13 protein-coding genes are annotated in these 13,649 nt (G+C 69.1%); 9 read left to right on the top strand and 4 right to left on the bottom strand.

Annotated features, from left to right (window positions below):
* The first annotated feature begins 151 nt into the window (after positions 1 to 151).
* From ACZ50N_RS13870 to yaaA, 6 genes are all read left to right on the top strand, one after another.
* Positions 152 to 1,324, top strand: coding sequence for a PP2C family protein-serine/threonine phosphatase (locus ACZ50N_RS13870; RefSeq protein ID WP_133414150.1), 1,173 nt, complete (start codon positions 152 to 154; stop codon positions 1,322 to 1,324).
* A gap of 31 nt (positions 1,325 to 1,355) precedes the next feature.
* On the top strand, positions 1,356 to 2,930 hold the full coding sequence (locus ACZ50N_RS13865; RefSeq protein WP_464475638.1) for a sensor histidine kinase: 1,575 nt from the start codon (positions 1,356 to 1,358) through the stop codon (positions 2,928 to 2,930).
* A complete protein-coding gene (locus ACZ50N_RS13860; RefSeq protein WP_046364196.1) occupies positions 2,927 to 3,367 on the top strand; it encodes a response regulator in 441 nt (146 codons plus the stop codon). The genes ACZ50N_RS13865 and ACZ50N_RS13860 overlap by 4 nt, the downstream gene beginning before the upstream one ends.
* Positions 3,368 to 4,513, top strand: coding sequence for an alkaline phosphatase family protein (locus ACZ50N_RS13855; protein WP_464473079.1), 1,146 nt, complete (start codon positions 3,368 to 3,370; stop codon positions 4,511 to 4,513).
* A gap of 162 nt (positions 4,514 to 4,675) precedes the next feature.
* Complete coding sequence (locus ACZ50N_RS13850; protein ID WP_464473078.1) at positions 4,676 to 5,218, top strand: peptidoglycan endopeptidase; 543 nt, start codon at positions 4,676 to 4,678, stop codon at positions 5,216 to 5,218.
* Between the two features lie 24 nt (positions 5,219 to 5,242).
* The gene (gene yaaA / locus ACZ50N_RS13845) at positions 5,243 to 5,989 is read left to right on the top strand and encodes a peroxide stress protein YaaA (RefSeq protein ID WP_464473077.1); all 747 of its coding nucleotides are present in this window, start codon (positions 5,243 to 5,245) and stop codon (positions 5,987 to 5,989) included.
* A 7-nt stretch (positions 5,990 to 5,996) separates the two neighbouring features.
* On the opposite strand, the gene ACZ50N_RS13840 is transcribed toward yaaA, so the two are convergent.
* Positions 5,997 to 6,494, bottom strand: coding sequence for a hypothetical protein (locus ACZ50N_RS13840; protein ID WP_046365786.1), 498 nt, complete (start codon positions 6,492 to 6,494; stop codon positions 5,997 to 5,999).
* A 117-nt stretch (positions 6,495 to 6,611) separates the two neighbouring features.
* Between ACZ50N_RS13840 and ACZ50N_RS13835 the strand changes: the two genes are divergently transcribed.
* From ACZ50N_RS13835 to ACZ50N_RS13825, 3 genes are all read left to right on the top strand, one after another.
* Positions 6,612 to 6,863, top strand: a complete 252-nt coding sequence (locus ACZ50N_RS13835) for a hypothetical protein (protein ID WP_464473076.1) — start codon at positions 6,612 to 6,614, stop codon at positions 6,861 to 6,863.
* Positions 6,864 to 6,935: 72 nt separating this feature from the next.
* Positions 6,936 to 8,402, top strand: coding sequence for an amidase (locus ACZ50N_RS13830; RefSeq protein WP_464473075.1), 1,467 nt, complete (start codon positions 6,936 to 6,938; stop codon positions 8,400 to 8,402).
* Between the two features lie 31 nt (positions 8,403 to 8,433).
* Positions 8,434 to 9,366: an alpha/beta fold hydrolase gene (locus tag ACZ50N_RS13825; protein ID WP_046365798.1), complete on the top strand. Its 933-nt coding sequence runs from the start codon at positions 8,434 to 8,436 to the stop codon at positions 9,364 to 9,366.
* Here the strand turns inward: ACZ50N_RS13825 and ACZ50N_RS13820 are convergent, their stop codons facing one another.
* From ACZ50N_RS13820 to ACZ50N_RS13810, 3 genes are read right to left on the bottom strand one after another with little or no spacing between them, the layout of a single operon-like run.
* Positions 9,367 to 9,591, bottom strand: coding sequence for a hypothetical protein (locus tag ACZ50N_RS13820; protein ID WP_046365799.1), 225 nt, complete (start codon positions 9,589 to 9,591; stop codon positions 9,367 to 9,369).
* Positions 9,592 to 9,601: 10 nt separating this feature from the next.
* On the bottom strand, positions 9,602 to 10,870 hold the full coding sequence (locus tag ACZ50N_RS13815) for a competence/damage-inducible protein A (RefSeq protein WP_464473074.1): 1,269 nt from the start codon (positions 10,868 to 10,870) through the stop codon (positions 9,602 to 9,604).
* 22 nt (positions 10,871 to 10,892) lie between these two features.
* Entirely contained in the window at positions 10,893 to 13,616 is a 2,724-nt protein-coding gene (locus ACZ50N_RS13810; protein WP_464473073.1) for a glycoside hydrolase family 2 protein, read from the bottom strand.
* Positions 13,617 to 13,649 lie beyond the last annotated feature (33 nt).

Raw genomic sequence — 13,649 nt, 5'->3', positions numbered from 1 at the left:
GAGGTTACCAGCGGAACCTGGACGTGGGAGCGCCGCAACGCCGCCGCAACCCGGTTCTGACGAACCTGTGAACGCCCGGGTAGTGTCTTCCAGATCGTCAATCGAAGATGCCGCCGTGCGTGACCAGTCGTACGCCGACCTACCCGGCCAGCTGACCGTCCCGGGCGACACGGGGCCGCTGCAGGTCCTCCTCGTCGAGGACGATCGGGGCGACGCGATCCTGGTCGAAGAACTGATCGCCGACGCCGGCGTCGACATGGCAGTGGTGTGGGCCGAGACGATGGCCGACGCCGAAAAGGCGATCGACGGATCGCGCCCGGACTGCGTGCTTTTGGATCTGCACCTGCACGACATCGAGGGCGTCGCCGGCCTGGCACGCATCGCCGCCCGCGACGCGACCGTCCCCGTCGTGGTCCTGACCGGCCTTAACGACGAGCACGTCGCGTCGGCGGCCGTCGCCTCCGGCGCGCAGGACTACCTGGTCAAGGGCAGGGTCGACCCGGAAACCCTGCGGCGCGCCGTGCTCTACGCCATCGAGCGCAAGCGCGCCGAACTGACCGCCGTCGACCTGCATGCGACGCGCTCGCGAGAGCAGGAGAACGCCCGGCTCGAGCGCGGGCTGCTCCCCTCGCCGCTGCTGCTCGACGACCCCGGCGTCAGCATCGTCACCCAGTACCGACCGAGCCGGCAGAACGCGCTGCTCGGCGGCGACTTCTTCGACATCGTCCAGACCCCGGACCACACGGTGCACGTGATGATCGGCGATGTCGCCGGGCACGGCCCCGACGAAGCCGCGCTGGGCGTTGCGCTGCGGATCGCGTGGCGGGCGTTGACCTTCGCCGGGCTGCGCGGCGCCGAGCGCATGCGTCAACTCGAGCGCATCCTGCGCGCGGAACGGGCCGGCCGGGGGACGTTCGCCACGGTGCTCAGTGTGGCGATCCCTCCCCAGGGATCGGCGGTCACGGCGGTGCGGGCCGGTCATCCCGGCATGTTGCTGCACGGCGGGGGCACGGTCGACTGGGTCGAGCCGGCCGGCGGCCCGGCGCTCGGGCTGCACGTGGGTGACTGGACGCCGCAACCGGTGGAGTTGCCGCCCGGCAACGGGCTGGTGCTGCTCACCGACGGCCTGTTCGAGGGGCACGTTGGCCGCGGCAACGAGCGGCTCGGAGAGGACGGGCTGCTGCAGCTCGCCCGCTCGCTGGCTCACCTGCCCGGGCCGCAGTTCGTCGAAGCCCTGATCGACGCCGTCGAAAAACAGGCGCAGTCGCACGGCGGGATGGCCGACGACATCGCCGTGGTGCGAGTGGAGAGGACATCGTCGTGAGGATGTCGGCGTGAGCCCCGATCAGCGCGGGATGCGCGCTCTGACCGTCGAGGGCTGGCAGTACCTGGTGCTGTCGATCATGGCGATCGTCGTCCTCGCCGGCGCCGTCACGACCGCGGTGCTGCTCGCCCGGACCGACAGCGTGTCCAACCAACTCACCAGCAATGTGGGGCCCGCCCGGGTCGCGGCCTACCAGCTGCAGGCGGCGCTGCGCGACCAGGAGACCGCGGTCCGCGGATACGTGATCTCCTCCGATCCTCAATTCCTCGCACCCTTCGACAACGGCCGGCAGACCGAATCGAGGGCTTCGGCCGACCTGCGCCAGTTCGAGCAGAAGCGGCCTGATCTCCTCGCCGACCTCGACGAGATCGAGCAGGCGGCGGGATCGTGGCGGGACAACTACGCCGAACCCGTCATCGCCGCGGTGCAGCCGGGGATGCGCAACGCGATCTCCCCCGCGCTCACCGAGATCGGCAAGTCGGAGTTCGACCGGCTACGTGCGCTGTTCGATCAGCAGAACACCCATCTCGCCGAGGCGCGCAGCGACGGTATCGCCGAACTCGCCTCCATCAGCGCGTGGCGTAACGGCGTGCTGATCGCGATGCTCGCCGCGTTCCTGGTGACGATGGTGGTGCTGGGGGTCGTGTTGCGGCGCGCCCTGGTGAGGCCGCTGGGGCGGCTGGCCGAGGCGTGTCGTCGTGTCGCCGGGGGGAACTTCGGCGAGAAGATCGTGCCGCAGGGTCCGCGGGACATCCGTTTGATCGCGATCGACGTCGACAACATGCGCCAGCGGATCGTCGATGAGCTGGAGGCGTCTCGGGCGGCCACCGAGGCGCTCGATGAGCAGGCCGACGAGTTGCGCCGCTCCAACGCCGAACTGGAGCAGTTCGCCTATGTGGCGTCCCACGACCTGCAGGAGCCGCTGCGCAAGGTCGCGTCTTTCTGCCAGCTGTTGGAGAAGCGCTACGGCGACAAGCTCGACGAGCGCGGCACCGAATACATCGGGTTCGCCGTCGACGGTGCCAAGCGGATGCAGGTACTGATCAACGATCTGCTCACGTTCTCCCGGGTGGGCCGTCTCAACGCGACCGAGACCTCTGTCGATCTCGATACGGTTGTCGACTCTGCGATGGCCAATGTCGCCGCGGCGATCGAGGAGACGGGCGCGGTGATCGAGCGGCCCGTCGGTGGCCTGCCGACGATCATGGGCGATCCGACGCTGCTGACCATGCTGTGGCAGAACCTCATCGGGAATGCGGTGAAGTTCCGCCAGGAGGGCGTCGCGCCGCGGGTCGTGATCGAGTGTGGATCCGGCGAGCCCGGCCAGTGGCTGTTCTCGGTGAGCGACAACGGGATCGGGATCGCCGCGGAGTTCTCGGAGAAGGTTTTCGTGATCTTCCAGCGGCTGCACGGACGCGATGCCTACACCGGAACCGGCATCGGTCTGGCATTGTGCAAGAAGATCGTCGAGCACCACGGCGGCACGATCTGGATCGACAACGACTACACCGACGGCACCCGCTTTCTCTTCACGTTGCCCACCGCGCACGCCGAGACGGCAGACACCGACACCGCAGCACCCCTGATGGAAGGATCGTCGTCATGACCCCCGCTGAACGTGCCATCGACGTGCTGCTCATCGAGGACGATCCGGGAGATGAGCTGATCACCCGGGAAGCGTTCGAGCACAACAAGATCAAGAACAATCTGCACGTCGCTCACGACGGTGAGGAAGGCCTGGACTTCCTGTATCGGCGAGGCAAGTACGAAGGCGCGCCGCGGCCGGACCTGGTGCTGCTCGACCTGAACCTGCCCAAGTACGACGGGCGGCAGCTGCTCGAGACCATCAAGAGCGACCCCGAGCTCAACCACATCCCGGTCGTGGTGCTCACCACCTCCTCCGCCGAGGAGGACATTCTGCGCAGCTACAAATTGCACGCCAACGCCTATGTGACCAAGCCCGTCGATCTCGACCAGTTCATGAACGCCGTCCGGCAGATCGACGAGTTCTTCGTCCAGGTGGTCCGTCTCCCCCACTCGTAGATGGAGCTGCCCCGGCCGGATCCCCAGGCGGCCCACCTCGCCGACGTGGCGCCGTCGCTGCTGGCGGCCATGGGGGTCGCCGGGTTCTCGGCGCGGCTCGGCGACCGGTTCGGCGCCGCCGGCGAGGCTGCCGGTGCCTGCCTGCTCCTGGTGGACGGCCTCGGTGCCGAGCTGCTCGACGCCCACCTCTCCGACGCGCCGTTCCTGGCGACGCTGCGCGGGCCGACCCTGACGGCCGGATATCCGGCGACGACGGCGGCCGGGCTCGCGGCCGTGGGCACCGGCTGCCGTTCCGGAGAGCACGGCGTGGTGGGCATGACCTTCCGACTGCCGGACCTCGGCGTCATCAACGCGTTGCGTTGGCGTCCCCACCCCTGGGGGGACGATCTGCGGGAACGGGCGGTGCCCGAGCACGTCCAGCCGCGGACCACGACGTTCGAACGTGCCGCCTCAGCAGGGGTGTCGGTGCGGGTGATCTCCGGCGCGGAGTTCGCGGGCTCCGGCCTGACCCGGGCGGTGCTGCGCGGTGGCAGCTATGTCGGGGTGCACGCGGTCGGCGACCTGGTCGCGGCCGTCGGCACGACACTCGCCGACAGCGGGTTCTGCTACGCCTACCACGCCGATCTGGACCTCGTGGGTCATCTGCACGGTCCGGGCAGCCCGGCCTGGCGGTGGCAGCTGCGCCAGGTGGATCGGATGGTCGAGTCGATCGCCGAGGCCTTGCCGCCAGGAGGCGTGCTGGCGGTGGTCGCCGACCACGGCATGGTGAGTCTCGGCGCCGACGTCACCGATGTCGATGCCGAGCCGCTGCTGCACGACGGCGTAGCCGCGATCGGCGGCGAGGTGCGCGCCCGCCACGTGTATGTCGACCGCGGCGCTCGTGACGACGTGCTGGCGGCGTGGGGCGAGGTACTCGGAGAGCGGGCCTGGGTCGTCGCTCGGGACGACGCGGTGGCGGCGGGCTGGTTCGGGGAGCGGGTCACCGACGATGCCAGGGAGCGCATCGGAGATGTGGTGGTGGCCGCACGAGGGACCTCGGGTGTGGTGCGGCGCACAGTCGAGCTGATCGAATCCTCGCTGATCGGTCAGCACGGCTCGTTCACAGCGGCCGAACAGCGAATCCCGTTACTCGTCGTCCGTCGCTGATCGAATAGCGTTGTTGTGCAGGTGTTTTCTGCAGATTCAGGCTGGCGCTGAAAACGGCTCTGCCACATCTGTTTTCGTGACACGATCTCTCTGTAAACGTGTAATGTGCCCGCTGTCACACATTTTGGCCGTATTAGAGACCCTCTGCTAGCGTCCGGCCGCATGTATGAACTCGCCACACTCTTGACGCTCGTCAACCAGGTGTCGGGAACTCCGTACATCAGCGGCGGAGATTCACCGACCGGAACGGACTGCTCCGGTCTCGTATCCTGGGTGACCAACGCGGCGACCGGTCGACCCGTGTTCGGGGACCGCTTCAACACCGGCAACATCGAAGGCGCGCTGAAGGCTCGTGGGTTCCAGTACGGGACGCAGCCCGGCGCGCTCGTGGTCGGCTGGAACGGCGGGCACACCGCGGTGACGCTGCCCGACGGCACGCCTGTCTCCTCCGGAGAGGGTGGCCGCGGCGTCAAGGTCGGCGGCGGTGGCGCCTACCAGAGCCAGTTCACCCACCACATGTTCCTGCCCGCGCCGGCCGCTGCCGACGTGCCCCCGCCCGTCGACCCGCAGTTGGCGCCGCCTGTGCCCCCGCCGCCGGCCCCCGTGGTGCTGATGGGTCAGGAATCCCCGGCTGATCCCGCGCTGCCGCCCCCGCCGCCGCCCGCGGACCCGGCTCTGCCGCCCCCGCCGCCTCCGGCGGGGTGATCCGGAGGCGCTACCGTCACTGCCGTGATCGTGCTGCTGCCCCCGTCGGAAACCAAACGCGGCGGCGGTGACGGACCGGCCCTGGCTCTGGACTCGCTGAGTTCACCGGCATTGGGCGACGTACGCGCCGAACTCGTGGACGAGCTCATCGCACTGGCCGCGGATCCGGCGAAAAGTCGCGCCGCGCTGGGCCTGTCAGCGAGCCAGGACAGCGAGATCGACCGCAACGCGGCGCTGAGGTCGGCGCCCACGATGCCGGCGATGCACCGCTACACCGGCGTCCTCTACGACGCGCTCGACGTCACCTCACTGCGCGGCACTGCGGCCTCCCGTGCTGCCGCCCGCCTGATGGTGGTCTCGGCGTTGTTCGGAGTCCTGCGCGCCGACGATCTCATCCCGGCCTACCGCCTCTCGGCGGGCTCCAAGCTGCCGGGCCGCCCGACGCTGGCGTCCACGTGGCGGCCGGCGTTGGAGCCGGTGCTGGCAGAACTCGCTGCCGGCGACTTGATCGTCGATCTCCGGTCGGGGTCCTACGCCAACCTCGGCAAGGTTTCCGGCGCGGTGACGGTCGACGTGATCGCCGAACACGAGGACGGCCGTCGCACCGTCGTCAGTCATTTCAACAAAGCTCACAAAGGCCGGCTGGCCCGCGCCCTGTCCACGAGCCGGTCGGACCCCGCTGACGCCGCCGCGGTGGCGGGCATCGCCCGGCGTGCCGGGATGCGCGTGGAGCGGCGCGGAGACCACCTCACCATCGTGGTCGCCGCGTGATCGGTTGTCAGGCAGCCGATGACAGGGTGGCGATGAGATCGGTCGTGTAGAACTCGTCGGGCTTCTGGCTGAACGTCCCGGGCCGGGTCATCTCCAGCCACGCGCCGGTGGCGCCAGGCATCAACGGTCCACGCACTGTGGCATGCCCGGTACCCACGCCGTCGGTGAACAGCGTCGTCGCGGACACTCCCGGTGCTCCCGCGCCGCAGTCGGCCGCCGAGGACCGCGGCAGTTGGATCAGCCGCAGGTCGTATGCCGTGTTGGGGACACCGGTGAAGAACTCGACATCGGCGATCACCTCGCCGCCCTGGACGCGCAGCTGGGCCGACGGGCGACCGTAACCGCTGCCGCCCACGTACTTGACCTGGGTGAAGTCGCAGCGGCGCAGCTTCTCGGAGAACGGCATGCTGACCACCGAGTCGTCGGCAGTCGCCACAGCGGCGAACAGGGGTGCGGCGATCAGCAGTGTCGCGGTCGCCACCGCTGCTCGTGTCGCTCGGTACATCACGTCACCTCATCTGGGAATCGACAGTTCCGTCAAGATTAGTTTGTCTCAGTTTCTCCTGTGCCCGTAGGGCCGACCGTTGACGCACAGGTGGGCCGAAGGTCACACTGTCGCGCGATGTCGAGTCTGTGGGTCTACGTGCGCATACAGCTGACGATGTTCGTGTTCGGGATCGTCGGCCCGATCTTCCTGTTCGTGTACTTCGCCGCGCAGCCCGACCTGACGATCCGCTGGATGTACTGGTGGGGGCTGGCCATCACCGTCGGCGACATCCTGCTCGCACTCGCGGTGACCGACACCATCCTGGGCAGGCAGCGCGAGCAGTCAGTCGGGCGAGCTACCCCGGGGGCAAGTGACCGGACACCGTGACGTGTCTGCCGCCGCAAGCGGCTGAGCCCGCTCGGGTTGCCGGGGCGCGCCGCGGACCGGAAGGATTCACGCATGGATCCACGTACCGCGGTCGAACTCGCCGACATCGACGCCGTCGGCCAGGCCGCCCTGGTCGCGGCCGGCGAACTGAGCGCCACCGAGCTGCTCGAGGCCGCGATCATCCGCCTCGACGCAGGGCGTGCTCTGAACGCCGTGATCACCGACCTCTTCGAGCACGGTCGCGACGCCGCAGCCGCCCTCGACGCATCGGGTGAGCTGCGCAGCGGACAGGCGGGTCCGCTGGGCGGCGTCCCGTTTCTGCTCAAGGATCTGGGTGCATCGCTGGCCGGCGCACCCGAGGCGATGGGCTGCCGTGCGCTGCGCACCCACGTCGCTGCCGACACCGCCTGGATCGTCCAGCGCTACTCCGACGCCGGCCTGGTGATCTTCGGCAAGACCAACACCCCCGAGTGGGGCAATCACTGCACGACCGAACCGTCGTTGTTCGGCGCCACCGCCAACCCGTGGGGGCCGGGGATCACGCCCGGCGGGTCCAGCGGCGGCTCGGCCGCTGCGGTCGCCGCCGGCATCGTGCCTGCCGCCTCCGGCGGTGACGGCACCGGATCGATCCGCGTGCCCGCGGCGTGCTGCGGTCTGGTCGGACTCAAACCGCGGCGCGCACGCACCTCGTTCGCCCCGGGTGCCGGCCACGGCCTCGAAGGTCTGGTCAACGAGCACGTCCTCACCCGCACCGTACGCGACAGCGCGGCGCTGCTCGACGCCGTCACCGGCACCGGCGTCGGCGATCCCTATTCGGCGCCGCCGCCGGTCGAACCATTCCTACGGATCATCGCCAAAACCCCTGCACCGCAACGCATCATGATGGCCACGTCATCGCCGTTCCCCGGTCCGGCGACCGACCCCGCTGTCTCCTCGGCCGTCGAGCGAACAGCGGCGGTGCTGGCCGAGCTCGGTCACCACGTCGAGGCGGGCGCCCCGACGATCGACGCCGACGCCGTCGCCGACGCCATCGCCGTCCTGCACACCGTCAGCAACGTGGAATTGTTCGCGACGGCGCGCGCACATCTGGGTCGCGAACCACGTGAGGACGAATTCGAGCCGAGTTCCTGGGTGATGATCCACGAGGGTTTCCAGACCACCGGGGTCGCCTACGCCGAGGCGATCGCCGCGATCCACGCGCAGACACGTCGGTTCGCCACTCAGATGCTCGACCACGACGTGCTACTGGTGCCCACACTGCTGACTCCCCCACCGCCCTACGGACTGCTCGATCAACCCCGCGGCACCACCCGCGCGTTCTTCGATGTGGAGTTCGCCACCACCGGTTGGACGGCCTTGGCCAACGTGACCGGGTGGGCAGCGATCTCGCTGCCCCTCGGAACGACGTCCGACGGGCTGCCGATCGGGGTGCAACTGATGGCGCCCGGCGAAGAGGTGTTGCTGGCACTGGCTGCGCAGTTGGAAACAGCCGTGGGGTGGGCCGATCGCCGGCCACCGGGCTGGGTCGGGGTCGGCTGACATCGTCGGCTGCCATGCGACACTGACGCGCATGTCCAACGACATCTCCCGTCCCAAACTCGAGGGCAACGTCGCCGTCGGCCCGGACCGCGCCGGCCGCCGTCTCGGGTTCGCCGAATTCGGCGATCCGCAGGGCACACCGTTGTTCTGGCTGCACGGCACCCCAGGCGCGCGCCGTCAGATCCCGCAGGAGGCCCGGCTCTACGCCGAGCACAACGGCATCCGGCTGATCGGCATCGACCGACCCGGTATCGGCTCGTCCACCCCGTACGCCTACGGGCGGGTCATCGACTTCGCCGACGACCTCCGCGTGCTGGCCGACGCGCTGGGCATCGACAAGATGATGGTGATCGGGCTGTCCGGCGGTGGACCGTACACACTGGGCGTTGCTGCGGCGATGCCCGACCGGGTGGTCGCGGCCGGCGTCCTGGGCGGCGTCGCCCCCACCAAGGGGCCCGACGCGATCGGAGGCGGGGTGATGGGCACCGTCGGGGTGCCCGCGGCACCGGTGCTCGCGCGTGTGGGCGGGACGTTGAGCATGGTGGCCACTCCACTGATCCGCCTGGTGAAGCCCATCGCCACGCCGATCATCGGGCTCTACGGTGCGCTCTCCCCTGAAGGTGACCGCAGGCTCCTGGCACGACCGGAGTTCCGGGCGATGTTCCTCGACGACCTGCTCAACGGCAGTCGCAAGCAACTCGCCGCTCCGTTCGCCGATGTCGTGGTGTTCGCCCGCGACTGGGGCTTCCGGCTCGCCGATGTCACGCAGCCGGTGCGGTGGTGGCACGGCGATGCAGACCACATCGTGCCGTTCGCACACGGCCGGCACGTGGTGTCGCGACTGCCCGATGCCGAGCTCTACACGCTCTCGGGGGAAAGCCACCTCGGCGGGCTCGGCGAGGCCGAGGCCATCCTCACCGCGATGACGAAGCTGTGGGACGCCTCCACGACATCAGACGCGTGATCAGCGCCTGAGCCAGCTCTGCACTGTCGGCAGCTCGCGCGTGTACGACGTCAGGAGATCGTCGTGGTAGAGCGTGCCGCCGTTGACCACGCTGTCGTCCTGCCACACCACGTGCACCCGGACCGAGCCCTTGGCGAAGTAGTCGTTGCGCTCGGAACGGCGGTGCGCCCAGCCGGTCTGCTCGGCGAGCGCCGAGAACGCCTGCCGCTCGTCGGTGTCAACCATGGTGCACACCCTAGCGGGATGCGCTCAGCACCCTGCGCAGCATGTGCATGGCGATGGTGGTGGAGCGGTCGCGCACGTCCGAGCGCCCGCCGGGCATCGTCGTCGTCCGGGTGACGACGGTGCCGTCGGCCAGGGCCACGGAGAAGCACACGGTGCCCACCGGTTTGGCCTCCGTGCCGCCCCCGGGACCCGCCACGCCGGTGATCGCCACCGCGGTGTCGGCCCCGAAGCGGGCCAGTGCGCCGCGGGCCATCGCCTCGGCGACCGGTTCCGACACCGCGCCGTGCGCCTCGATCAATTCGGGGTCGACGCCGAGGACCTCGGCCTTCGCACTGTTCGCGTAGGCGACGACACCGCCGCACACATACGCCGACGATCCGGGCCGCTCGGTCAGCCGTGCGGCGAGCAGGCCACCGGTGCAGCTCTCGGCTGTCGCGATCGCGCGCCCCGTCAGCAGCGCCGCCACCTGGTCGTCGACCAGAGCCCCGTCGGTGGAGAAGATCTCCTGGGCGTGCCGATCCGACAGGGTGGCCAGCAGCGCGTCGTAGACCGGCGCATCCTGCGGTTCGAACCGGGTGACGATCTCCAGCTCGCCGCGGCGCAGACACGTGGTGATCTCCAGCCGGTCGAAACCGTCGACGTCACGCTGTGCCTCGCGCAACGTCTCGGCCAGACCGGATTCGGGCAGCCCGAACATCCGCACGGTTTCCTGCTCATAGAGCGTCCGACCGGCCAGCGCGTCGGCCACCGCGTCGGTTGCTGCCGCCGCCTGCCACATCGGCTGCAACTCGCGAGGCGGCCCGGGGAGCACCACCACCGTCGGGTGCCCGGGAACCACGACACCGGGCGCGGTGCCGACCGGGGTCAGGATCGTCGCGCCGGCCGGCACCAGCGCCTGCTTGCGGTTGGCGGCATGCACGGCTTCGGCGTCCACGCCGGGGTACCGGGACATCAGGTTGCCCACGATGCGCCGGATCGTCGTCTCCAGCTCTGTGTCGAGCACCAGCTCTCGGTCGCAGAAGCGGGCGACCACCTCAACGGTCATGTCGTCGGCAGTGGGGCCGAGCCCGCCACTGGTGATGATCAGATCCACGTCCTGGTCGGCGAGGAATCTCAGCTGCGCCTCGATGTCGGCGGGGCGGTCGCCGCACAGTGTGATGTGGGCGAGCTCGACACCGAGTTCGAGCAGGCGATCAGCGAGATACGGACCGTTGAGGTCGGCCACCCGGCCGGTGAGGACCTCGGTCCCGGTGATGACGATGCCCGCCCGTGCGCTCACACCTGACGACACTACGCATCGGTCAGCGGACCGCAGCGGTGACGGGTGCGGTGTTGTAGCCGGTGACGCGCACCCAGTCCGCGCGGGGAGCGTCCGACAGAGGCTCTGCCCGGATCTCGACGGTCTCGCCGCCGTAGACGGTCACGTAGTTGTCGGTGTAGGTGATCGGCAGGATCTCGTCGGCGTCAGGGCCGGAGGTGAGCTCGGCGCGGGCGAAGAAGGCGACTCCCGGGCCGGGATTGTGCAGCCGGATCGCGACTCCGTCTGCGGTGTGCCTCGCACTGACCTCCAGCCTGCCGCGTGGCATGGTGTTGAGCGCGGTCATGTCGGCCCAGCGGGCGGGCCTCAACTCGAACGCCTGGTCGTTACCCGGGTCACCCACGTCGTCGCGGCGCTGCGACTGCCAGTAGGTACTGTCCGTGACGAGATGATCTGCGGCATCGCGTAATTCGACGCGGACGAAGAACACCGGGGAATCCGGTGCGACACGGGGCAACCACAGCGCCGTCGCGGTCCCGCCGGATGCGACGTCGACGGGCGGGCTCGTACGGTCGTCGCGGACCCGGCCTGCCAGGTCGTACACCCGCACCCGCACCCGCAGGTCACGCTGGTCGGTCATCGTCTGGTTGACCACGGTCACGGCGGCCCGGCTGTGATCGCCGGTGGCGTAGGCGTCGAAGACGGCGGACAGCGGACGCAGCCCGGTCTTGGCGCCGAAGTAGGCGCCGCCCGGGCGCAGGTAGTAGTCGAAGAGGTGACCGAAGAACGAGGGCCAGTGATTGTTGAGCATCCAGTAGATCGTCATCTTGTGTCTGTCCCAGCCGCCCGCGGCGAATGCCTCGAACTGAGCGCGCGTCGATTCATAGTGCGCCAGTTGAGCTTTGGTGGTGAACATCTCGGCGCTCGAGGACGGACCGTAACGTCTGTCGACAGCGCGGCGGATCGTTGTCAACGCCGAGTTGCTGGTGTTGGCACCGGCGTGGAAGTACCAGGTGTCGTTGATCGGCCACAGTTTGTCGGGCGGGATGAAGCGGCGCAGGCTCGCCATCGGCGGGATGTGTTCGTTGTCGCCCTGCTCGGCGTTGGCGCCCCGCGCGGCGCCGTACCGGCCGGCGAACCAGTAGCTGGGCGGCCGCCAGCTGTACGGTCCGGCCATGTGGATCCCGTCCCAAAGCACGGTGCCCTCGGCGTCGCGGGCGAAGCTCGACACCGTGTCGACGATGGCGTTCGGCCAGTGCAGGTCCCCGAGTATCCGGCGGTAGTCAGCCAGCAGGTCCGGCGGTGGCGTGCCGTCGCTTCCGTTGGCCCACACGAAAGCCGAGGGGTGAGAACGCAACATGGTGATCTGTGAGGTGAGGCTGTCCCGGGCGACCCGATTGTCTTCGGCGTCCCACTGCGACCACTTCTCCCACTGGTTGCAACACATGAAGCCCAGCATCAGCGGGATGCCGAGTTCGTCGGCCATCTGCACCAGCCGCTCGCCGGGGAACTTGCCCTCCATGCGCAGCATGTTCAGGCCGAGGTCGCGCACGTAGCGCAGCGTGGCGGTGTCGCGCGCCGGGTCGTCGGCGTACAGCAGATCGGGTGTGTAGGCGGCGCCACGCACCGGGAAGTCGCGGCCGTTGACGGTGAGGTAGAAGTTGCCCCCGCCGCCGAGTTCGGGGTGGCTGGTGTCGCCGTCGCGGTGCTGGGTGACGCTGCGGATACCGAAACGCTGTGTGCGGTCGTCGGATACGTGCCCGAAGCGACGGAACTCGGTGTGCAGGTCGTAGAGCGCGGGCTCGCCCATGGTGTAGGGCCACCACAGATCGGGGTGGTCGAGCGTCAACTCCGGATAGCGGTCGGTGGCGAAGCGCACCTCGCGACTCTCCCCCGGCGCCAACGTCACTCGCTGATCGAGCGTCACGGTGGGCTTTGCCGCTCGGCTGATGGTCACGCGCACCACGCCGCGCACGCTTTTCGGCGAATAGTTGCGAACTGTCGTGTACACCGTCAGTGTGGCCGAATCCGTCGGAGGCAGTGGCAGTTCGGAGGTCACGGCGCTCTCGCCGAGCGAGACGTCTTGAGACATCTGCAGGGTCACGGGCTTCCAGATGCCGGCGTTGCGATCCGGGACGAAGGAGTTGTTGACGGGCGAGGCATTGGGTTGAGCGCGATACCCGAGATAGCGCCAGTTGATCCAGTCGTACCAGCTGTCGGCCAGTTCGACGCCGTCGACGTCTTGCAGTGCCTGTTCGGGAGTCACCTTGACCGCCAGCACATTCGTGCCGTCGCGGTGAATCCACGGCGTCGCGTCGACCTGGTGTGCGGCGTGCATGCCGACGATCTGGTCGGCCGTGGCGATGCGGTGGCCGTTGAGCCAGATCTCGGCGCGATAGTTGATGCCCGGGAAGTCCAGCAGATAGGTCGCGTGCCCACCGGGTGCGTGAAAGGTTGTGCGGTACCACCAGTCCTGTCGGTACAGATCCCAGGGCACATCGTCGCGCAGCCGGGTGCCGACGTAGAGATCGGGATAGCTGCCGTCGGCCTGCAGCGTCTGCAGCACGGTGGCCGGCATGTGTGCGATCGGGTGCCACCCCGCCTGGGCGGCCCCCGGTGACGACACGGCCGCGCCGTCGTCTCCGATGACGCGCGCCGACGCGAGGCTCCAGCCCTCGGCCAGCTCGACGCGTGCCGGGGCAGGAATGGGGCGGGCGAACTCGGGGAGATCGGCGACGCCGAGCACTGCCACCAGGGCGGCCAGCACGACGACGATCAGGGTGGTGCGTATCCCGCGAGG

The sequence above is a fragment of the Mycolicibacterium obuense genome, assembly GCF_055397605.1.
The sequence above is the reverse complement of the archived record's forward strand: the minus strand, read 5'-3'. Positions and strand labels throughout refer to the sequence as shown.